The 19,179-nt window shown below is 60.3% G+C and carries 16 protein-coding genes; 10 read left to right on the top strand and 6 right to left on the bottom strand.

Annotation, left to right across the window (positions count from 1 at the left end; genetic code table 11):
* Window positions 1–163 precede the first annotated feature (163 nt).
* The gene (locus HGP14_RS18695) at window positions 164–1,195 is read left to right on the top strand and encodes a LacI family DNA-binding transcriptional regulator (RefSeq protein ID WP_168831386.1); all 1,032 of its coding nucleotides are present in this window, start codon (window positions 164–166) and stop codon (window positions 1,193–1,195) included.
* Window positions 1,196–1,348: 153 nt separating this feature from the next.
* Here the strand turns inward: HGP14_RS18695 and xylA are convergent, their stop codons facing one another.
* The 5 genes from xylA to HGP14_RS18670 all read right to left on the bottom strand — a co-directional run bounded on the left by xylA (window position 1,349) and on the right by HGP14_RS18670 (window position 8,321).
* Window positions 1,349–2,659, bottom strand: a complete 1,311-nt coding sequence (gene xylA / locus HGP14_RS18690) for a xylose isomerase (RefSeq protein WP_168831385.1) — start codon at window positions 2,657–2,659, stop codon at window positions 1,349–1,351.
* 187 nt (window positions 2,660–2,846) lie between these two features.
* Window positions 2,847–4,301: a xylulokinase gene (gene xylB, locus HGP14_RS18685; RefSeq protein ID WP_168831384.1), complete on the bottom strand. Its 1,455-nt coding sequence runs from the start codon at window positions 4,299–4,301 to the stop codon at window positions 2,847–2,849.
* 17 nt (window positions 4,302–4,318) lie between these two features.
* A complete protein-coding gene (locus HGP14_RS18680) occupies window positions 4,319–5,344 on the bottom strand; it encodes a LacI family DNA-binding transcriptional regulator (RefSeq protein WP_168831383.1) in 1,026 nt (341 codons plus the stop codon).
* 135 nt (window positions 5,345–5,479) lie between these two features.
* Window positions 5,480–7,072, bottom strand: a complete 1,593-nt coding sequence (locus HGP14_RS18675) for a DHA2 family efflux MFS transporter permease subunit (RefSeq protein ID WP_168831382.1) — start codon at window positions 7,070–7,072, stop codon at window positions 5,480–5,482.
* Between the two features lie 22 nt (window positions 7,073–7,094).
* Window positions 7,095–8,321, bottom strand: a complete 1,227-nt coding sequence (locus HGP14_RS18670; RefSeq protein ID WP_168831381.1) for an HlyD family secretion protein — start codon at window positions 8,319–8,321, stop codon at window positions 7,095–7,097.
* A 149-nt stretch (window positions 8,322–8,470) separates the two neighbouring features.
* On the opposite strand from HGP14_RS18670, the gene HGP14_RS18665 reads away from it, so the two are divergent.
* The 7 genes from HGP14_RS18665 to lysS all read left to right on the top strand — a co-directional run bounded on the left by HGP14_RS18665 (window position 8,471) and on the right by lysS (window position 16,070).
* Window positions 8,471–9,148 carry a TetR/AcrR family transcriptional regulator gene (locus HGP14_RS18665; RefSeq protein WP_168831380.1) on the top strand — a complete coding sequence of 226 codons (678 nt, stop codon included), beginning with the start codon at window positions 8,471–8,473 and terminating at the stop codon, window positions 9,146–9,148.
* Between the two features lie 212 nt (window positions 9,149–9,360).
* On the top strand, window positions 9,361–10,110 hold the full coding sequence (locus HGP14_RS18660) for a TerC family protein (protein ID WP_168831379.1): 750 nt from the start codon (window positions 9,361–9,363) through the stop codon (window positions 10,108–10,110).
* Window positions 10,111–10,277: 167 nt separating this feature from the next.
* Entirely contained in the window at window positions 10,278–11,036 is a 759-nt protein-coding gene (locus HGP14_RS18655) for a DUF4239 domain-containing protein (RefSeq protein WP_168831378.1), read from the top strand.
* A gap of 103 nt (window positions 11,037–11,139) precedes the next feature.
* On the top strand, window positions 11,140–12,909 hold the full coding sequence (locus tag HGP14_RS18650) for an SLC13 family permease (protein WP_168831377.1): 1,770 nt from the start codon (window positions 11,140–11,142) through the stop codon (window positions 12,907–12,909).
* Window positions 12,910–12,981: 72 nt separating this feature from the next.
* Window positions 12,982–13,104: a hypothetical protein gene (locus HGP14_RS36245; RefSeq protein WP_281408102.1), complete on the top strand. Its 123-nt coding sequence runs from the start codon at window positions 12,982–12,984 to the stop codon at window positions 13,102–13,104.
* Window positions 13,101–14,558, top strand: a complete 1,458-nt coding sequence (gene gltX, locus HGP14_RS18645) for a glutamate--tRNA ligase (protein WP_168831376.1) — start codon at window positions 13,101–13,103, stop codon at window positions 14,556–14,558. Before HGP14_RS36245 ends, gltX begins: the two co-directional genes overlap by 4 nt.
* A 15-nt stretch (window positions 14,559–14,573) precedes the next feature.
* Window positions 14,574–16,070: a lysine--tRNA ligase gene (gene lysS / locus HGP14_RS18640; protein WP_168831375.1), complete on the top strand. Its 1,497-nt coding sequence runs from the start codon at window positions 14,574–14,576 to the stop codon at window positions 16,068–16,070.
* Window positions 16,071–16,127: 57 nt separating this feature from the next.
* Here the strand turns inward: lysS and HGP14_RS18635 are convergent, their stop codons facing one another.
* On the bottom strand, window positions 16,128–16,793 hold the full coding sequence (locus HGP14_RS18635) for a hypothetical protein (RefSeq protein WP_168831374.1): 666 nt from the start codon (window positions 16,791–16,793) through the stop codon (window positions 16,128–16,130).
* Between the two features lie 178 nt (window positions 16,794–16,971).
* Here HGP14_RS18635 and HGP14_RS18630 point away from each other — a divergent pair, with 178 nt between their 5' ends.
* Together HGP14_RS18630 and HGP14_RS18625 are read left to right on the top strand one after the other, a co-directional pair.
* Entirely contained in the window at window positions 16,972–17,883 is a 912-nt protein-coding gene (locus HGP14_RS18630; RefSeq protein WP_168831373.1) for a LysR family transcriptional regulator, read from the top strand.
* 122 nt (window positions 17,884–18,005) lie between these two features.
* Window positions 18,006–19,166, top strand: a complete 1,161-nt coding sequence (locus HGP14_RS18625; RefSeq protein ID WP_168831372.1) for an ABC transporter substrate-binding protein — start codon at window positions 18,006–18,008, stop codon at window positions 19,164–19,166.
* Window positions 19,167–19,179 lie beyond the last annotated feature (13 nt).

Genomic DNA, 19,179 nt, shown 5'->3' with positions numbered 1-19,179 from the left:
TTCCTCCCCTGCGGCTCCCATCCGCTTGAGGCCATATGTAAACCTTTACACGACGCATGTAAAGGTTTACATCATTGTTGCACACAGATCTGCCGACCCCGGCGTTTGACCTCCCGGCAAGTCTGTGTAGTGTCGCGGCGAAGGCATCCCAAGGCAGGACGCAGTGTCGAATTCTACGCCCGCAACCATAGAAGACGTCGCTCGGATCGCCGAGGTTTCGATCGCGACGGTATCGCGGGCAATCCATATGCCGGAAAAGGTCGCGAACTCGACACGCCTGAAAGTCAATCAGGCGATCGCCATCACCGGCTACACCACGAATGCCATGGCCCGCAGCCTGCGGCTCGGCCGGTCGAACATGATTCTCGTGGTCGCCCCCGATATCGGGGACCCGAATTTCTCCAACATTCTCGTCGGCCTTGAGAATGAAGCCCGCGCCCATGGCTACGGCATCCTGATCGGCCATACGCAGAACGATGCCCAGCGCGGCCTCGAGTATCTGAAATTCCTGAATTCCAACCAGGCCGCCGGGCTGATCCTCTTTACCGGCATCCTGCCTTTCGGCCATCAGACGATGACCGCCCGTCTGCCGCCAAGCGTCGGCGTCTTCGAACCGGTTTTCAATGGCGGCATCCCTTATGTCGGCGTCGACGATGTGGAAGGCGCCCGAAAAGCGGTCGATCTGCTGCTTGCCGAGGGCCACCGCAACATTGCCTTCATCGGCGATTCGCGTACACGCCTTGCCTATAGCAGGCGGCGTCAGGGCTATGACGCCGGGCTCGATGCAGCGGGGGTTGCGCCCGAAATGCGCATCATCCTCGAAGGCGACGGGACCCTAGAAAGCGGCCGTCACGCCGTCGAGCAGCTTTTCATGCGCGACACACTGCCGACCGCCTTCATGTGTGTGAACGACCAGACGGCGATCGGCGTGATGATCGGCCTCGGCGCCCGCGGCTACGACATTCCGACGGACTTCTCGGTGACGGGCTTCGATGACGTGCCACAGGCCGTCTTCATGTCGCCGCCGCTCACCACCATCCGCCAGCCGCGAACGGCGATCGGCAAGCAGGCGATGGCGCTACTTCTGGAATTTCTCTCCGACGGTCAGCCGGCGGAGACTGAAATCCTGCTGCGTCCGGATCTTGTGGTGCGCAATTCGGTCGGCGCACCGTCGCGGCGATGGACAAAACGCTGACATCGGCTAGCGGGATAGTCCCGGCGCGAATAGCACCCGCGATTGCATTTATTTCACCCGCTTGAATGTCCACTTCACGACGTATTCGCCGCTTCGCTTCAGCGAAAAGCCGGGAAGCCTTCGCTTCCCGACCCTCCTCCAATCAACCGCCGATCAAACGTAGCGGTTGACGATATTTTCCAGCAGTTCCTGCTTGCCGGACTTCGGCTGCGGATTGACGTCTTTGTTTTCAACCCAGTGAGCAATCTGTTCGAGCGAGTATTCGCCGCGGAAGAGCTTCTGGCCTTCGGCCGAATCCCAGCCTGCATAGCGGTCGGCAAGCGGCTTCGAAAGGGCCTTGTCCTCGACCATCTTGGCGGCGGCCTTGAGACCGCGGGCGCAGCAATCCATGCCGCCGATGTGGCCGATCAGTAGGTCTGCCGGATCGAGCGACTGGCGGCGCAGCTTCGCATCAAAGTTCGTGCCGCCGGTGGTGAAGCCGCCGTTCTGCAGAACCTGGTAGTAGGCGAGCGCCATTTCCGGCACATTGTTCGGGAACTGGTCGGTATCCCAGCCGGACTGGTAGTCGTTGCGGTTCATGTCGATCGAGCCGAAGATGCCGAGCGCGCCAGCAAGCGCCAGCTCGTGCTCAAAGGAATGGCCGGCGAGGATTGCGTGGCCCTGCTCGATGTTAACCTTCACCTCGTTTTCGAGGCCGTGCTTCTTGAGGAAGCCGTAAACGGTCGCGACATCGTAGTCGTACTGGTGCTTGGTCGGCTCCTGCGGCTTCGGCTCGATGAGGATCGTGCCCTTGAAGCCGATTTTGTGCTTATACTCGACGACGAGATTGAGGAACCGGCCGAGCTGATCGAGCTCGCGCTTCATGTCTGTGTTGAGCAGGGTCTCATAGCCTTCGCGTCCGCCCCACAGAACGTAGTTCTCGCCGCCGAGCTTCTGCGTGGCGTCAATGCAGGTCTTCACGGTTGCAGCGGCGAAAGCGAAGACGTCCGGATCCGGGTTGGTGGCCGCGCCGCTCATGTAGCGGCGATTGGAGAAGAGGTTTGCCGTACCCCAGAGCAGTTTGACGCCGGTGGCGGCCTGCTTTTCGGCGAAGTAGTCGACGATCTCGTTGAGGTTTTTCGTGTTCTCGGCGAAGTTCTTGCCTTCCGGGCGCACGTCGGCGTCGTGGAAGCAGTAGAAGGGCGTGCCGAGAAGCTGGAAGAATTCGAATGCGACATCGGCCTTCAGCTTCGCCGCCTTCATCGTGTCTTCGAACCACGGGCGCAGGAAAGTCTGGCCGCCAAACGGATCGCCGCCCGGCCAGGTGAAGGTGTGCCAGTAGGCGACGGCAAAGCGGAGATGGTCCTCCATGCGCTTGCCGAGGACGATCTCATCCGGTTGGTAGTAGCGGAAGGCCAGCGGATTGGTGCTGTCCGGGCCTTCATATTTCACTTTCTGGATATCGCCGAAAAATCCGGTGCTCATGACCATGTCTCCTTGGGTTCAATTTGTTGTTCTGCCGTGCGGCGCCCCCTCATCCGCCTGCCGGCACCTTCTCCCCGACGGGGAGAAGAGACTCGCTGCAGCGTTGCGATCCCTTCAGAGGCACACACTGCGGACTCCCCCTCTCCCCTCGGGGAGAGGGTAGGGTGAGGGGGTGGCCCAATTCCGTTCAGCCCGCCAAGGACTTGATCGCCGGGTAAAGCGCACGGTAGCGCTTGTAGGCATCCTCGTAGGCAGCGCTCAAAGCCGTGACCGGCTCGATCGTCCCTGCCGTCTTTGGCGGCGCGCAGATGGCAACCGGGTCGGCGCCGCTGGCGGCAATGAGGCCGAGACGGGCGGCACCGAAGGCCGCGCCGAAATCGCCGTCCGCAGGCAGGTCGACCGGAACACCGAGCGCAGTCGCAATCGAGGCGAGCCAATAGCGCGAGCGCGAGCCGCCGCCGATGGCAGTCACGCGTGAAATGTCGGTTCCGGCCGAACGCAGCGCCTCGAGATTGTCGCGGATGGCGAAGGATACGCCTTCCAGCACCGCCTGCGTCAGCACAGCACGGCTGCTCTCGTGCTCGAGGCCGATGAAGGCGCCGCGGATGACGGCATCGTTGTGCGGCGTGCGCTCACCGGAAAGATACGGCAAGAAAGTGACGCCCGATGGGGCCCTCAATGTCTCGCCGAGTTCAGTGGTCAGATCCGCCGCCGACTTGCCGGTGACGCCGGAATGCCAGTTCAGCGCATCAGTGGCCGACAGGATGACGCCCATCTGGTGCCAAGTGTTCGGCAGCGCGTGGCAGAAGGCATGCACGGCACTTTCCGGCTTCGGCAAATAGGAGCCGTTCGCCGCGAACAGAACGCCGGACGTGCCCAGCGATACGAAGGCAGCACCGTGACTGACGGTACCCATGCCGCAAGCCGAAGCCGCATTGTCCCCTGCCCCGCCGGCCACAACCACACCGCCGGTGATGCCCCATTTGGCGGCAAGTTCAGTGCGCAGCTTGCCTCCCTGCTCCGTGCCTTCGACAAGAGTCGGCATCTGCTTTTCGTCGAGATTGGTGGCGGCGAGCAGTTCAGGCGACCATTTGCGCTTGCCTGTATCGAGCCAGGACGTGCCCGCCGAATCCGACATTTCCGACATGTGCTCGCCGGTCAGCCAGAGACGTAGGTAATCCTTCGGCAGCAGCACCCAGCGAACCTTGGCGAAAATTTCCGGCTCGTTCTTGGCGACCCAGGCGAGTTTAGGCGCCGTGAAACCAGGAAAAACGATATTGCCGGTGAGCTTGCGGAATTTTGGATCGGCATCGAGCGCTGCCGCTTCTTTATAGCTGCGGGTATCGTTCCAAAGAATGCAGGGGCGCAGCACTTTGTCGTCAGCGTCGAGCAGCGTCGCACCGTGCATCTGGCCCGAAAGACCGATGCCCTTCACTGCAGCAAGCTCCTTCGGGTGCTTCGCTTTCAGACCTGCAACCGCTTCCTCCGTTGCCCGGATCCAATGCGAGGGTTCCTGCTCGGACCAGCCCGAATGCGGGCGGGAGACGTCCAGCGCACCGTTCGCCGAGCCGATGATCTTCTGATCACCGTCGATGAGCATTGCCTTGACGCCCGAGGTTCCAAGATCGAGACCCAGATACATGTCATTCTCCCTTGCCGTTACGGCAAATTATCCTTCAGGAATATGTCCAGACGGATGCGCTCCTGCGCGTCGATGACGGCGAGGCCGTCGGCCTTGGCCTTGAGGACCCGGATGGCGCTGCGCACTTCGTGGCCGGCGTCCTGATTGAGCACCGCATCGATTGTGCCGTCGATCAGCGCGGCGCGTGTATGGACTGTCAATTCATGGGCGACGACCGTCACGCGCCGGTCCGTGCCCTTGCCCTTGAGCGCCTTGATGAGACCACGATTGCCGGCGCCCAGGCTGTAGACGCCGATCACCCGTTGATGCCTGGACAGCGCATCGGCGACCATCATATGCGCCATCTCCGGATCGTCGCGCCCTTCCAGGACCGGCAGAATGGAAAGCTTCGGAAACTCCTGCGCAATTAATGCCGCAAAGCCTTCAAGCCGCTCGCGATGATCACGCACCAGCATGGATCCGGCGAGCACAGCCACCTCACCTTCGGCATCGCCGAGGAAACGGCCAAGCAGACGCGCCGCTGTTCTCCCTGCGGCGATGTTGTCAACGCCGGCATAGTGATGGCGGCGCGACCCGGTGAGGTCTGAAACCAGCGTCACGACAGGAATGCCGTCATCTACCAGCTTGTCGACTGCGGCGACCACTCCCGGCGCGTCGGTGGCGACAAGGGCGATCCCGGCGGGGCGTTCGTCCGCGAGTTTATCCAGCGCTGCTACCAGAGCGGCCGGGTCGAAGGCTGCAACTTCAACCGTCCGGATGTCGGTACGTTCGACCGGCGAGCGTTTGATCGCGTCCCGGATTTCGGCGTGCAAGCCGTGCATAAAGGAATTGTCCGAAGAGGGCAGGATGAAGACCAGCGGATAGGTGCGGCCCTTTGCAAGGTTGGCGGCCGCAACATCGCGGACATAGTCGATTTCGCGGATGGCCGTTTCGACCTTCTCACGCGTGATGCGGCGCACGCCGGGGCGCTGGTTCAGAACGCGATCGACTGTCGCAAGACTAACCCCCGCCGCAGCGGCGATGTCGTGAACCGTAGGCCTCATCATCTCCTCCTGACGAGACCTTTAGCGCCAAATTTGATGTACGTAAATCAAAATCTTCGACCAGGGCCGATCCCTTATGCAGAACGACCGGCTTTGGTGTCCCAAGCCGGCCGTTACCTCATTTACTCGAAGGGCTCAGTGGCCTCCGCCACCACCACCGCCGCCGGGAGCCGCGGGCTTGTTGATCATCGCGACGCCAAAGATCATAGCCACGAAAAGCAAGGTGAGGAGCAGGAACACGTCGCTGAAGGAGAGAATGATTGCCTGCTTCGTAGCAAGGCCCACCATCTGCTTGATCGCCACCGAAGCCCCATCCATTCCATAGGAATTGAAGTTGGCGGCCATGTTGTTCATTTGGTCAATTGCGGTCGGATTGCCCCAATCGAGGTTTTCACGCAGACGCTCGTAGTGGACGTCCTGACGGGTCGTAAGCAGGGTGTTGATCACCGCAAGGCCAACGGCGCCGCCAAGGTTTCTCGTCAAATTGAAAAGCCCGGAGGCTCCCCGCATGCGGGCGGGCGGCATCGTGCCAAGGGCGATGTTGTTGATGGGCACCATGCACATCATCAGGCCGAAGCCGCGCAGAATCTGCGGAATGAAGAGCTCGTAGAAATCCCAGTCCGCCGTCAGATGCGTCATGATGAAAGTGCCGGCCCCGAAGCTGACAAAGCCGATCGCCATCATCAGGCGCAGGTCCATCTTCGTCGACAGCCGGCCGGCAATCGGCGCCGTGAAGAACATCGCCAGGCCGGAGACGAACATCGTCTCGCCGATCATCAGCGAATCATAGCCGCGGATGCGCCCGAGATAGACCGGGTAGACATAGGTCAGGCCATAAAGCCCGATGCCCATGACGAATGAGAACACCGAACCAAAGGCAAAATTCCGGTTGGTAAAGGCCCGAAGGTCGACGACAGGGAAATCATTGGTGAAAGCGCGATAGAAGAAGACGATCGCACCGACGGCGGATGCCACGGCACCGGCGACGATATAGCTGTCCTCGAACCAGCCGTTCGAATTGCCTTCCTCCAGCACATATTCCAGCGCACCAAGGAAGACGCCCATGGAGATGAGGCCCCACCAGTCGAACTTCTTGAAGAGCGAGAGTTCCGGCTTGTCGAAGTCGATGAAATTCCAGGTGACCGCCGTGACGACGATGCCTGGAATGACGTTGACCAGGAATAGCCAGTGCCAGGAGAAAGCATGGCTGAGATAGCCGCCGACGGTCGGGCCGATGGTCGGCGCAAGAGTGGCGATCAGGCCGATGATCGGCGAGACGATGCTGCGCTTCGACGGCGGAAAGATGGTGAAAGCGGCCGCGAAGACCGATGGGATCATGCCGCCGCCGATAAAACCCTGGATGGCGCGGTAGACGATCATCTGATCGATGTTCGTCGCAGTCGCGCAGAGCACGCTCGACAGCGTGAAACCGGCCGCCGAGATGGCGAAAAGGTAGCGTGTCGAGATGATACGCGCGAGCGTACCCGACAGTGGAATCATGATGACTTCGGCAATCAGGTAGGATGTCTGCACCCAGCCGATCTCGTCCGACCCCGCGCTGAGGCCAGCCTGGATTTCCGCCAGCGATGCGGAGACGATCTGGATGTCGAGGATCGACATGAACATGCCGAGCACCATTGCGAAGAATGCAATGAGCTTGCGGGGATCCATGTGTTCCTCAGCGCGAGCGGCCGGAACGGTTCCTGCTGTTGCGGTCGTCGCGGCCATTGGCCCTACTCCGGCTGGCTGATCACTTGGCTGCCTGCTCCGCATCCGGCGCCGTGCGGGTATCGACGTCGACGACGACGCTCAGGCCCGCACGCAGACGGCCACTGTCAAGCGCATCCTGAGGCAAGGCGATGCGGACCGGCACGCGCTGGATGATCTTGGTGAAGTTGCCCGTGGCATTTTCCGGCGGCAGCAGCGAGAAGACCGAGCCGGATGCCGGCGAGATCGACTCAACGGTGCCGACGATCGGATGATTGTCGTAGGCATCGACATGAACGTTGACCTTCGAGCCGGGAACGAGATGCTGGATCTGCGTCTCCTTGAAGTTCGCGTCAATATAGAGCTGGCGAACCGGTACGAGCGCCATCAACCGCTGGCCGGGCGAGACGAGATCGCCTTCCTGAACCGAGCGGTTGCCAACGACCCCATCATACGGAGCCTTGAGGACCGTGAAAGACAGGTCGCGAGCGGCCTTGTCACGCGCCAGCTCGAGGGTGCGGACGGAGCCCTCGGCTTCCTTGCGCTGCGCCTCTAGGATGGTGATGTTGGCTTCGGCAGACTTGATGTTTGCATCACCGCCGATCAGATTGGCCTTGGCCTGATCAAGAGCAATATTGGCGTTATCGAGTTCAGCCGTCGTGCCGACCGACTTCGCCTGAAGGTCCGCTTGGCGCTTCTGAGTGATCGTGGCACCGCGAACGGCAGCCTCGAGAGCAACCTTGGAAGCCTGCGCCTGGGCGAGCGCGGCCTTGGCGCCCTCGATCTGCGCATCGATGCGGCTCAGCGACAGCTTTTCGGTGGCGATCTGGGCTTCCGCCTGATCGAGCGCGTTCTGGTAGTCCCCGTTGTCCAGCGTGGCGAGCACGTCGCCGGCCTTGACCTGCTGGTTGGCGACGACGTTCACCTTGGCGACATAGCCGGTGACCTTCGGCGAGATCGTCGCGATATCGCCTTCGATATAGGCGTCATCTGTCGAGACCATGAAGCGGCCGTTCGTCCACCACTCGTAGCCATACCATCCGCCTCCCGCCAGGATGGCCAGCACGATGATCGGCAGCACGAAACTACGCCGCTTCTTCTTTTCTTCGGGCTTTCCCGCAGGCGTCGCTTCTGCGGCCGGCAGCTGCGGCGTGTCGCGAGCCTCCGCGGTAGGGGCGCCCGCGGAGGCTGCTGCTTCCCGCTCGGCCACATCGGCTTCGGCGGAATCGCTAACAATCCGTGCTACGTTGGTCTTCTGACTGGACGACATAAGAAAGTCCGCATAGTTAGGTGACAATCGAACTGAACGGTTCGGTTCAGTTGACATAGAGCGTTTTTGCAGTCATATCAAGCTATATCGAACCAGGTGGTTCGATTTTGTTAAAGAATCGTCGCAGTTGCGAACGTAGTTAAAAAGCAATGACCGAAGTATCGAAAGGTTCCGTCGTCGAATCCCATGCCACAAGCGGCAGATGGGCAGCAGGAGAGGATCCGGCAAAGCGCAGGCAGATCCTTGAAGGCGCAAAGCGTGTCTTCATGAAACTCGGCTTTGATGCCGCGAGCATGAACGACGTCACGCGCGAGGCGGGTGTTTCAAAGGGAACACTTTATGTTTACTTCGCCAACAAGGAAGAGCTGTTTGCGGCGATGATCGAAAGCGAGCGCGCCGCCTTTGTCGCCGCGCTGCGCGGGGCCCTTGAAGAGCACGACGACGTCGAAGAAGGCCTTTATGACTTTGGATTGAGCTTCATCTCCCATGTGACGGACGAGAAGGTGATTACCGCCATGCGCACCGTGCTTGGCGTACGCGAACGCATGCCCGTGCTCTGTCAGCGTTTCTTCAAGGGCCCGGAAAACCTTCGCACGGTCCTGCACGACTATCTGAAACGCTATGTGGACGCAGGAAAGCTGAAGATCGACGATCTCGATCTTGCCGCAGGGCAATTCCTCGATCTTGCGAGCGGCAGCTTCTTCAAATTCCGTCTCTTCGGCAGCATGCCGGAGCCGCCTTCCAAGCTCGAGATGGAGCGTGTTATCTCCGGCGCCATTCGCGTCTTCATGGCCGCCTACGGCGTTAGCCGGCACGACGCTTCTTGAGGGCGGCGCTCTCGACGGTCAAATAACAATTGCGACCGGTTTCGCGCTCGTTGAGAGCGCGACGCACCCTTTGATCCGCGCACCGGCATGCGCATCATGGAGAATGGTGAAGGAATAAAAGCTTCCCCGCTTTCGTATACTCCCCTGCGCGCTTGTTTCCTGGCGCCTTCACCTTACATTGCGGCGTCTTCGGCGCGAGGGGAAATACGCATATGCAAGATATCATGATGCTTATTCAGGACCCGGCCGCCTGGGTTGCTCTTGTGACGCTGGTTGTCATGGAAGTCGTTCTCGGCATCGACAACCTCATCTTCATTTCCATTCTTACCAACAAGCTGCCGGTCGAACATCGTGAGAAAGCGCGCAAGGTGGGCATCGGTCTTGCCCTCATCATGCGCCTTGCGCTGCTCGGCACCATTGCCTGGATCATCCAGCTCACCACGCCGGTCTTCGAGGCTTTCGGTCACGGATTCTCCTGGAAGGACATGATCCTGATCGCCGGTGGTCTTTTCCTTGTGTGGAAGGCCACGAAGGAAATTCACCACAACGTCGATCCGCAAGAGCACGACGAGGATTTCATTGCGAGCTCGGCGACGACCGGCTTTGCGGCGGCCATTGGTCAGATCCTGCTGCTCGATCTGGTCTTTTCGGTGGATAGCATCATCACCGCGGTCGGAATGACCCCACATCTGCCGATCATGGTTGTCGCGGTCATCGCTGCCGTGACGGTCATGCTGGTCGCCGCGACACCGCTCGCCAACTTCATCGAGAGGAACCCCTCGATCGTCATGCTGGCGCTCGCTTTCCTGCTGATGATCGGCATGACGCTGATCGCAGACGGCATGGGCTTCCATGTGCCGAAAGGCTACGTCTATGTGGCCATGGCGTTCTCCGCGTTGGTCGAAATGCTGAACATGTTTGCGAGAAACGCCCGAAGGCGAAAGAAAGCCAGCGGGCATTGACGAACTGTTCGAAAGGCGCGGCATAGACCGCGCCTTTTCATTTTCGCTCAGCATTCCGGCAAGTTCCTTGTGATGTCTCCTTGTGGCCGCAGCTCTCGGCAACGGCATGGTGCCAAATAGATGCAAAACAGCTAATTTGCATGAGCGGCGGCGCGGGGGGAGGAACAATGATGCGGGAAGTGTTTGTGGCGACCTCGGTGTTCGCCTGCCTCATGATCGCTTCGCTCGGAGCGCTCCTGAACTATTCAAAATTGCCCGCGCGTCACCTTCAGGAAGAAACGAACACGGTCGTCAGGCTGGTCGCCAATATCTTCGTGGTTATGACATCCCTTGTGTTCAGCCTGATGATAAACTCGGCGAAGAATACCTTCGAAAGCATCGACAACAACGTTCACGCCTTCGCAACCGAGATTATTCTTCTCGACCGCACGCTGCGCGCCTACGGCATGGAGGCCGATCAGGCGCAAGAGAGGCTCATTATATATGTGGAAACCGCATTGACCAATCCGGCCCGCATTGACGATACGCTTGTCAGGGGCGATCGGGCGTCCGAACAGGTTTTGAACGCCGTAGGCGATAGCTTGTCGGCGATGAGGCCGACTGATCCCGGACATGTCGCGCTGTGGAACGATGCGCGCCAGCAATTCCAGAGAATCGTCGAGCAGCGATGGGATATCATCGAGCAGTCGGCAGGCGTCATCCCCCTGCCGCTCATCTTTATGCTCTCGGCGTGGCTCGTGTTGATCTTCGCGAGCTTTGGCTACCGCGCACCTAGAAATATGATTGTCATCTCGATGTTTCTGGTGTCCGCGCTGTTGATTTCCGCTTCGCTTTATCTCGTTCTCGATATGGACGTTCCTTTTACGGGAATAATCGAGATTTCCGACGCGCCGCTCCAACGGGCGCTTGCCGAATTGCAGCACTAGAGTAACTTTGACCATGCCGTGGCATTGAACAAGCACCCAGGCATCACAGTTCTATCAGAAGGTGGATTTGGTTCCACCGATCGATTCCAAGGGTTGGAGCGGCATGACGACCCCTCAGATTCTTGCCTTCGGCATTATCGGCCTGATGATGGCGGTCTTCATCTGGGATCGCTTCCGTTACGACCTCGTTGCCTGTTGCGCGCTGGTATTGGCCATTGCGGTCGGCATTGTCCCTGCCGACAAAGCCTTTTCCGGCTTCAGCGACGATATCGTCATCATCGTCGGCAGTGCGCTGGTGGTCAGTGCAGGCGTCGCGCGATCCGGCAGTGTCGACAAAGCCATCAAACGCTTCTTTCCGAACCTCAACAAACTGCACTTGCAGCTGGCGCTTCTTTTGATCGTCGTCGCCGTGCTCTCCGCCTTTATCAAGAACATTGGGGCGCTCTCGATCATGATCCCGGTCGCCTTTCAGTTCTCCAGAAAAACCGGCAAGTCGCCCTCGCTCTACCTGATGCCAATGAGTTTCGCGGCGTTGCTCGGCGGCCTGATGACGCAGATCGGCACCTCACCGAACATTGTGGTCTCGAGGCTGCGCGAGGAGATCACAGGCACTCCCTTCACGATGTTCGATTTCACGCCGGTGGGTGCAACGTTGACCATCGTCGGCGTCGTTTTTCTCATCTTCTTTCATTGGCTGGTCCCTGAACGGGAAAACGAGAACCCCTCGCTGCACGAGGCGCTCGATCTCAAGACCTATTTCTCAGAGGCGACCGTGGTCGAAGGTTCCGGCCTCGATGGCAAACCGCTTAATGAGATGCTGCAACTTGGCGACGGCGAAGTCGTGGCAACGGCGATTCTTCGCGGCCACTCCCGCGTGTCGCCTTTTCCGGATATTGCGCTCCAGGCCGGCGACACGATCCTGCTTGAGGGAAGACCGGAAGCGCTCGATCGTGTCGTCTCCAACGCTAAGCTGAAGCTTTCGGGCAAACAGACGCCAGAAATCAAGACGGGAGGCGACGTCACGTCTATCGAAGCGGTCGTATCAGCCGAATCGACGCTGATCGGCTGGTCGGCGCGTCAGCTTTCGCTCTTCAACCGGCGACGCATCAACCTGCTCGCAGTAAGCCGCCATGGCCACCGCCTGACGGAGCGGTTGAGCGAGGTGAGGCTACAGGGAGGCGACGTGCTCGTGCTGCAGGGCAGCCGCAGGAACCTGCCGGCCTTTCTGCAGGAATTCGCCTGCCTGCCGCTTGCGCAGCGTGACATCCTGCTTGGCACGCAACGGCGTGCCTATCTCCCGCTCGTGATCCTCGCCGCGGCCATGGGCGTAACGGCCGTCGGGCTTGCCCCGGTTCCCGTGGCCTTCTTCTGCGCGGCGCTTGCCATGGTCGTGTTCCGCGTCATTCCTCTGGCCGAGGTATATAAATCCCTCGATGGTCCGATCCTCATCATGCTGGCAACCCTCATTCCCGTCTCCGACACCCTGAGGACGACCGGCGGCAGCGAACTGATCGCCGGATGGCTCGGCCACTTCGCTGCTCAAATGCCGCCCTACGGAGCGCTGGCGCTGATCGTCGTGACGGCGATGGCAGTAACGCCCTTCCTCAACAACGCGGCGACCGTGCTCGTGATGGCGCCGATCGCGGCGAGCTTTGCACATACGCTTGGATACAGGCCGGAAGCCTTCCTGATGGGCGTCGCCATCGGCGCGGGCTGCGATTTTCTCACGCCGATCGGCCACCAGTGCAATACGCTCGTCTTCGGCCCGGGGGGATACCGCTTCAGCGACTATCCGCGCCTCGGCCTGCCGCTCTCCTTCATCATCATCATCGTCAGTGTGCCGGCGCTGCTCTACGTCTGGCCGGTGCGCTAGGGTCGACTGACCCATTTTCCTTGACGTACGCGGTTGAATATGGCCTTAAGGCCAGCAAACGGACAATCGGACATGAAATGGGCGGAATGCCCTGATCCGGCCGGTTTCCTGATCCAGTTATCTGCATTCTTCCCGCCGAACGCCGCTTTTTCCAATGAAAGCCGTCCGGCATTCATTGACGGGCACATAAAATGACAGCTTCCGGCGTCCGCGTCCGCATCGCTCCCTCGCCGACCGGCGAGCCGCATGTCGGCACCGCTTACATTGCACTCTTCAACTATCTTTTCGCCAAAAAGCATGGCGGCGAGTTCATCCTGCGCATCGAGGATACCGATGCCACGCGCTCCACGCCGGAATTCGAAAAGAAGGTGCTGGACGCGCTGAAATGGTGCGGCCTAAAGTGGTCGGAAGGTCCGGATGTCAGCGGCCCCTACGGCCCTTATCGCCAGAGCGACCGCAAGCATATCTACGGCGAGTATGTCGAAAAGATCGTCGCCGCCGGCCATGGCTTCCGCTGTTTCTGCACGCCCGAGCGTCTGGAAAAGATGCGCGAGGCGCAACGCGCCGCCAACCTGCAGCCAAAATATGACGGCCACTGCTTGAACCTTTCGGCGGAAGAGGTCACCTCGCGCATGGCGGCCGGCGAACCGTCGGTCGTGCGCATGAAGATCCCGACCGAAGGCTCCTGCAAATTCACCGACGGCGTTTACGGCGACGTGGAAATCCCGTGGGATTCCGTCGACATGCAGGTGCTGCTGAAGGCCGACGGCATGCCGACCTACCACATGGCAAACGTCGTCGACGACCACCTGATGAAGATCACCCACGTCGCACGCGGTGAGGAGTGGCTCGCCTCGGTTCCGAAGCACATTCTGATTTATCAGTATCTCGGCCTTGAGCCGCCGGTGTTCATGCACCTGTCGCTGATGCGCAATGCCGACAAGTCGAAGCTGTCGAAGCGCAAGAACCCGACCTCGATCTCGTACTATACGGCGCTCGGCTACATCCCCGAAGCGCTGATGAACTTCCTCGGCCTGTTCTTCGTCCAGATCGCCGAAGGCGAAGAGCTGATGACGATGGATGAGCTTGCCGGAAAATTCGACCCGGACAATCTTTCCAAGGCGGGCGCGATCTTCGATATCCAGAAGCTCGATTGGCTGAACGGCCGCTGGATTCGTGAGAAACTGTCGGAAGAAGAGTTCCAGCATCGCGTCCTGACCTGGGCAATGGAAAACGACCGGCTGAAGGCGGGTCTGGCACTCTCCCAGTCGCGCATTTCCAAGCTCGGCGAGCTGCCTGATCTGATGGGTTTCCTGTTCAAGTCCGACCTCAACCTCGAACCGTCGGCCTTCGCGAAGATCAAGTCGCCGCCGGAAGAGATTCTGGAGATCCTCAACACCGTGCAACCGGACCTCGAGAAGATCCTCGAATGGAACACCGAGTCGATCGAGGCCGAGCTGCGTGCCGTCGCGGACCGCATGGGCAAGAAGCTGAAGGTGGTCGTCGCGCCGCTTTTCGTTGCCGTCTCCGGCTCGTCGCGCTCGCTGCCGCTCTTCGATTCCATGGCGATCCTCGGTCGCGCCGTCGTGCGCCAGCGCCTGAAACTGGCATCGCAGGCAGTCGCCTCTCTCGTCGGCCCGAAGAACTGAAGCGGACCTTTGCACATGACTGACAAGACCGAAACCGCCACCCTCTCCTCCGACGCGACGGAAGTTCGCGCTCAGAAACTGAAGCTGCTGCGCGAGCAGATCGGCGAAGTCTATCCGGCCCATTTCCACCGGACCACGACGAACGCAGAACTTGCCGCGAAGTACGAGGGCTTGGAACCCGACGTTGAAACCCAGGACGTCGTAACGGTCGCCGGCCGCGTCTATTCCTCGCGCAATTCCGGCATGTTCATGGATCTCCGTGACGCCTCGGGCAAGATTCAGATCTTCAGCCACAAGGACGTCACCGGCGAGGAGGCCCGCGCGCTGCTGCCGATGATCGACATCGGCGACATCATCGGCGTGACCGGCATTGTTCGCCGCACCAAGCGCGGCGAACTGACGATCAACGCGCAGCAGATCACCATGCTGACGAAGTCGCTGCTGCCGATGCCAGAGAAGTGGCACGGCCTCTCCGACATCGAGCTGCGTTACCGCAAGCGTCACCTCGACATCATGACCAACGAGGAATCGAAGCTCCGCTTCCAGCAGCGCTCGAAGATCGTCTCCGGCATCCGCCGCTTCATGGAGAACGACGGCTTCATGGAGGTCGAGACGCCGATGCTCCATTCGGTCTATGGCGGCGCCACCGCCGAGCCGTTCAAGACCCATCACAACACGCTGAAGCTCGACATGTATCTGCGCATCGCGCCGGAACTGTTCCTGAAGCGCACCCTGGTTTCCGGCCTCACCGACAAGGTCTTCGAGATCAACCGCAACTTCCGCAATGAAGGCGTTTCGACAAGGCACAATCCTGAATTCACGATGATGGAGTGCTACTGGGCCTATGCCGATTACGAGGACATCATGGACCTCGTGGAGCGCATGTTCGCGGAACTAGCGACGAAGATCCACGGCACGACCGAGTTCAAGTTCCAGGACAAGGAACTCTCCTTCAAGGGACCATTCCGCCGCGTGCCGATGCCTGATGCCGTCAAGGAAGTGACCGGTATCGACTTCCTGGCGATCAAGACCGACGAAGAGGCGCGCGCCGCTGCAAAGGCCGCCGGCTTCGAAGTCGAGAAGGATTGGACCTGGGGCGAATGCCTTGCCTTCATCTTCGAGGAGAAGGTCGAGGCAACGCTGATCCAGCCCGCACACGTTACGCACTTCCCGAAGGACATTTCGCCCTTCGCCAAGGAAGTGCCGGGCGAGCCGCGCCTGGTCGAACGCTTCGAGACCTACTGCAACGCCTGGGAACTCGGGAACGCCTTCTCGGAACTCAATGATCCGGAAGAACAGCGCAAGCGCATGGTCGAACAGCTCGAGCAGGCGCATGCCCGCGGCGAAAAGGAAAAGCAGCTGGACGACGAATTCCTCGATGCGATCGACCAGGGTATGCCGCCCGCAGGTGGCCTTGGTATCGGCGTCGATCGGTTGGTGATGCTGCTCACGGATTCGCCCTCGATTCGCGACGTGATCCTCTTCCCGGCGCGCCGAGCAAAGGCGGACTGAAGTCCAGTCACGAATGCAAGGACGCCGGCGGATCGCCGCCGGCTCTTGCCGTCGAGATCAGTGGCCGGAAGCCGGGGCTGCCCTGGCGCCCTCTTCTGGAAAACCTGCTTCCGCGGCTGTCTTCTTACTCTCGCCTGTGGTCGACGCGACGGCCGTCGGGTCGATGCAGTCGGAGCTTTCCCTTAAGGACGCGCTCAGCGCGTGGATCTGATCCTCTGGCAGATCGATGCGCTCGCCGAAGAAAAGACCATTGGCGCTCGCTTGACCGTCATAGTAGCGGACGGTGTAGGGCTTGTCGTCGACGCCTTCGATCATCTTATCGGGGTGCGGAATATAGACCACATTCGCGCCGATCGCCCGGCCGCGCATGTCCGACCGCAGCGTCGGCCCGTTCTGATCGAGAACGACGACCTGCACCAGATCGGGTTTTTCCTGCTGATAGACGGCCTGCGCCACGCGAAGCGCGGTCTTCACGCGCGTCACGCCGTCGGTCGGTTCCGTCTTGATGTATTTGCGAATCCAGACGTGATCCTGCTTCTTGATCGTCACCAGGTTGACATCGGTGCACGAGACACCGTCCGCCTCCTCCAGAGACCGGACGAGAATATTGTCCCTGCCGATGTAAAGCGCCGCGCCGCCGGACGCGCCCGTAAGCAGGGCCAATCCGCCGATCACGATCACCAATTTCCGGGAGGGCCGGAAGATCCGCAGCAAGGCCTTCACGCCAACTGCTCCGCCATCGCACAAACTCCAACGCAATACATGGAGCAATCCTAGCCGGCCGGCGTTTCGGAATACTTAAGCGACGGTCCGGAATATGTATCGAATTGAACCAAAGACCAAAAAAGGTCCGCCCCTCGGCAAGCTTGCCACCATCCGCTTAGCCATGCTCTAAACGCGCATGGCCTTCACGCTTCGCCAGATCCAGTATTTCGTCGCCGTCGCCGAACAGGGTTCGGTGACGCGGGCGGCGCAGAATTTGTCGATCTCGCAGTCGTCGGTGACGGAAGCGCTGAAAGAGCTGGAGAACGATCTCGGCGTCGAGCTCTTCGAGCGGCATCCGCGCGGTTTGACGATCACCCATAACGGCCACCAGTTCCTCCGGCATGCAACCAAAATTCTCGCCACGGTCTCGGATGCGCGCACTAGCTTTTCCGGCCAGCAAAGCGAGCTCTCCGGTACATTGAACATCGGCGTCACGTCGCTGGTCGCGGGCTACGTGCTCTCCGACCTGTTGGCGCGATATCGTCGCGCCTGCCCCGGCGTGGGAGTGAGCGCAATCGAGGACAACGGCAGCTATCTGGAACATCTGCTGGTCGGCGGCGAACTCGACGTCGCCGTCATGGTCATATCCAACCTGCGCGACCGCATGGCATTGCAGGCGGAAATCCTTGAAACCTCGCCCTATCGTCTCTGGCTGCCGATGGGCCATCCGCTGGTATCCGCCGACATCATCTCGGTTGCCGACATCGCGCGCGAACCACTCATTATGCTGACAGTCGACGAAATCGAAGAGAATACCGGCAAGTTGCTTTCAGCGCTCGGAGCCCGCCCGCATGTCGCCTTCCGCACGCGCTCAGTGGAAGCGGTGCGTAGCCTTGTCGCGACCGGCGCCGGCGTTGCGCTGCTTCCCGATCTTGTTTACCGGCCGTGGTCGCTTGAAGGCGACAGGATCGAAAGCCGCGACGTCTCCGGTTCACTGCCGGTCGTGCAGGTCGGGATGGTCTGGCGCAAGGGCTCGAGCCTGCCGCAGGCCGCCCGCGATTTCGTCGGCATTGCGGAAAGCATGCGCTCCGGGCGCATACGTTCATAGCCATCGGAATTTCCGATATCGGGGTTCTGATAAATGAATTTGCGAAAGCGGAGTTTTCGTCGCACCTTTTGAACGGGAACAAAATGCCGCAGCCAAGCGGCACTAAACCGGGAGACAGGGCGATGAAGAATCTTTTGAAATCCTCCACAGCCGCACTCGCGTGCCTGAGCTTTGCAACGCAGGTGATTGCCGCCGAACCGCTGAAAGAACTGGGCAAGGGCGAGGGCGCGGTCAGCATCGTCGCCTGGGCGGGCTATATTGAACGCGGCGAGACCGACAAGAATTACGACTGGGTCACCGACTTTGAAAAGCAGACCGGCTGCAAGGTTTCGGTGAAGACGGCGGCGACCTCCGATGAAATGGTGGCGCTGATGAACGAGGGCGGCTTCGACCTCGTCACCGCTTCGGGCGACGCCTCGCTCCGCCTTGTCGCCGGAAAGCGCGTCCAACCGATCAACACCGACTTGATCCCGAGCTTCAAGAACGTCGATGAGCGCTTGCAGAACGCTCCCTGGAACACCGTGAACGGCGTGCACTATGGCGTTCCCTATCTCTGGGGACCAAATGTGCTGATGTACAATACGGAGGTCTTCAAGGATAAGGCCCCGTCCAGCTGGAAGGTTGTCTTCGAGGAGGAAACACTTCCCGACGGCAAGTCCAACAAGGGGCGCGTCCAGGCCTATGACGGCCCGATCTATATCGCCGATGCTGCCCTCTACCTGATGGCGCACAAGCCGGACCTCGGCATCAAGGACCCCTACGAGCTCAACGAAGATCAGTACAAGGCGGCGCTCGACCTGCTGCGCGGCCAGCGCAAGCTCGTCTCGCGTTACTGGCATGACGCGATGATCCAGATCGACGACTTCAAGAACGAAGGCGTCGCTGCTTCCGGGTCCTGGCCATTCCAGGTCAACCTGATGCAGGCCGACAAGCAGAAAATTGCTTCAACCTTCCCGGAGGAAGGGGCCACCGGCTGGGCTGATACCACCATGCTTCACGCCGACAGCGAGCACCCGAATTGCGCCTACATGTGGATGGAGCACTCGCTGTCAGCGAAGGTTCAGGGCGACGCCGCCGCTTGGTTCGGCGCCGTTCCCTCCGTACCGGCGGCCTGCAAGGGCAACGAACTGATGACCGATTCCGGCTGCAACACCAACGGCTTCGATCACTTCGACAAGATCAAGTTCTGGAAGACGCCGACGGCCAAGTGCACCAGCGAGAGCGAATGCGTACCCTATCACCGCTGGGTATCGGACTATATCGGCGTCATTGGCGGGCGGTAAATAACAGAAATCC

This window comes from Rhizobium sp. P32RR-XVIII (genome assembly GCF_012641395.1).
Taxonomy (GTDB): domain Bacteria; phylum Pseudomonadota; class Alphaproteobacteria; order Rhizobiales; family Rhizobiaceae; genus Rhizobium.
The sequence above is the reverse complement of the archived record's forward strand: the minus strand, read 5'-3'. Positions and strand labels throughout refer to the sequence as shown.

What these genes read in the sequence shown, in the direction of transcription:
- HGP14_RS18660 (WP_168831379.1), top strand. Translation starts at nt 9,361, where the DNA reads ATGCAAGATATCATGATGCTTATTCAGGACCCGGCCGCCTGGGTTGCT.
- HGP14_RS18655 (WP_168831378.1), top strand. Translation starts at nt 10,278, where the DNA reads ATGATGCGGGAAGTGTTTGTGGCGACCTCGGTGTTCGCCTGCCTCATG.
- gltX (WP_168831376.1), top strand. Translation starts at nt 13,101, where the DNA reads ATGACAGCTTCCGGCGTCCGCGTCCGCATCGCTCCCTCGCCGACCGGC.
- lysS (WP_168831375.1), top strand. Translation starts at nt 14,574, where the DNA reads ATGACTGACAAGACCGAAACCGCCACCCTCTCCTCCGACGCGACGGAA.
- HGP14_RS18680 (WP_168831383.1), bottom strand. Translation starts at nt 5,344, where the DNA reads ATGAGGCCTACGGTTCACGACATCGCCGCTGCGGCGGGGGTTAGTCTT.
- HGP14_RS18650 (WP_168831377.1), top strand. Translation starts at nt 11,140, where the DNA reads ATGACGACCCCTCAGATTCTTGCCTTCGGCATTATCGGCCTGATGATG.
- HGP14_RS18665 (WP_168831380.1), top strand. Translation starts at nt 8,471, where the DNA reads ATGACCGAAGTATCGAAAGGTTCCGTCGTCGAATCCCATGCCACAAGC.
- HGP14_RS18670 (WP_168831381.1), bottom strand. Translation starts at nt 8,321, where the DNA reads ATGTCGTCCAGTCAGAAGACCAACGTAGCACGGATTGTTAGCGATTCC.
- HGP14_RS18630 (WP_168831373.1), top strand. Translation starts at nt 16,972, where the DNA reads ATGGCCTTCACGCTTCGCCAGATCCAGTATTTCGTCGCCGTCGCCGAA.
- xylA (WP_168831385.1), bottom strand. Translation starts at nt 2,659, where the DNA reads ATGAGCACCGGATTTTTCGGCGATATCCAGAAAGTGAAATATGAAGGC.
- HGP14_RS18625 (WP_168831372.1), top strand. Translation starts at nt 18,006, where the DNA reads ATGAAGAATCTTTTGAAATCCTCCACAGCCGCACTCGCGTGCCTGAGC.
- HGP14_RS18675 (WP_168831382.1), bottom strand. Translation starts at nt 7,072, where the DNA reads ATGGCCGCGACGACCGCAACAGCAGGAACCGTTCCGGCCGCTCGCGCT.
- HGP14_RS36245 (WP_281408102.1), top strand. Translation starts at nt 12,982, where the DNA reads ATGAAATGGGCGGAATGCCCTGATCCGGCCGGTTTCCTGATCCAGTTA.
- xylB (WP_168831384.1), bottom strand. Translation starts at nt 4,301, where the DNA reads ATGTATCTGGGTCTCGATCTTGGAACCTCGGGCGTCAAGGCAATGCTC.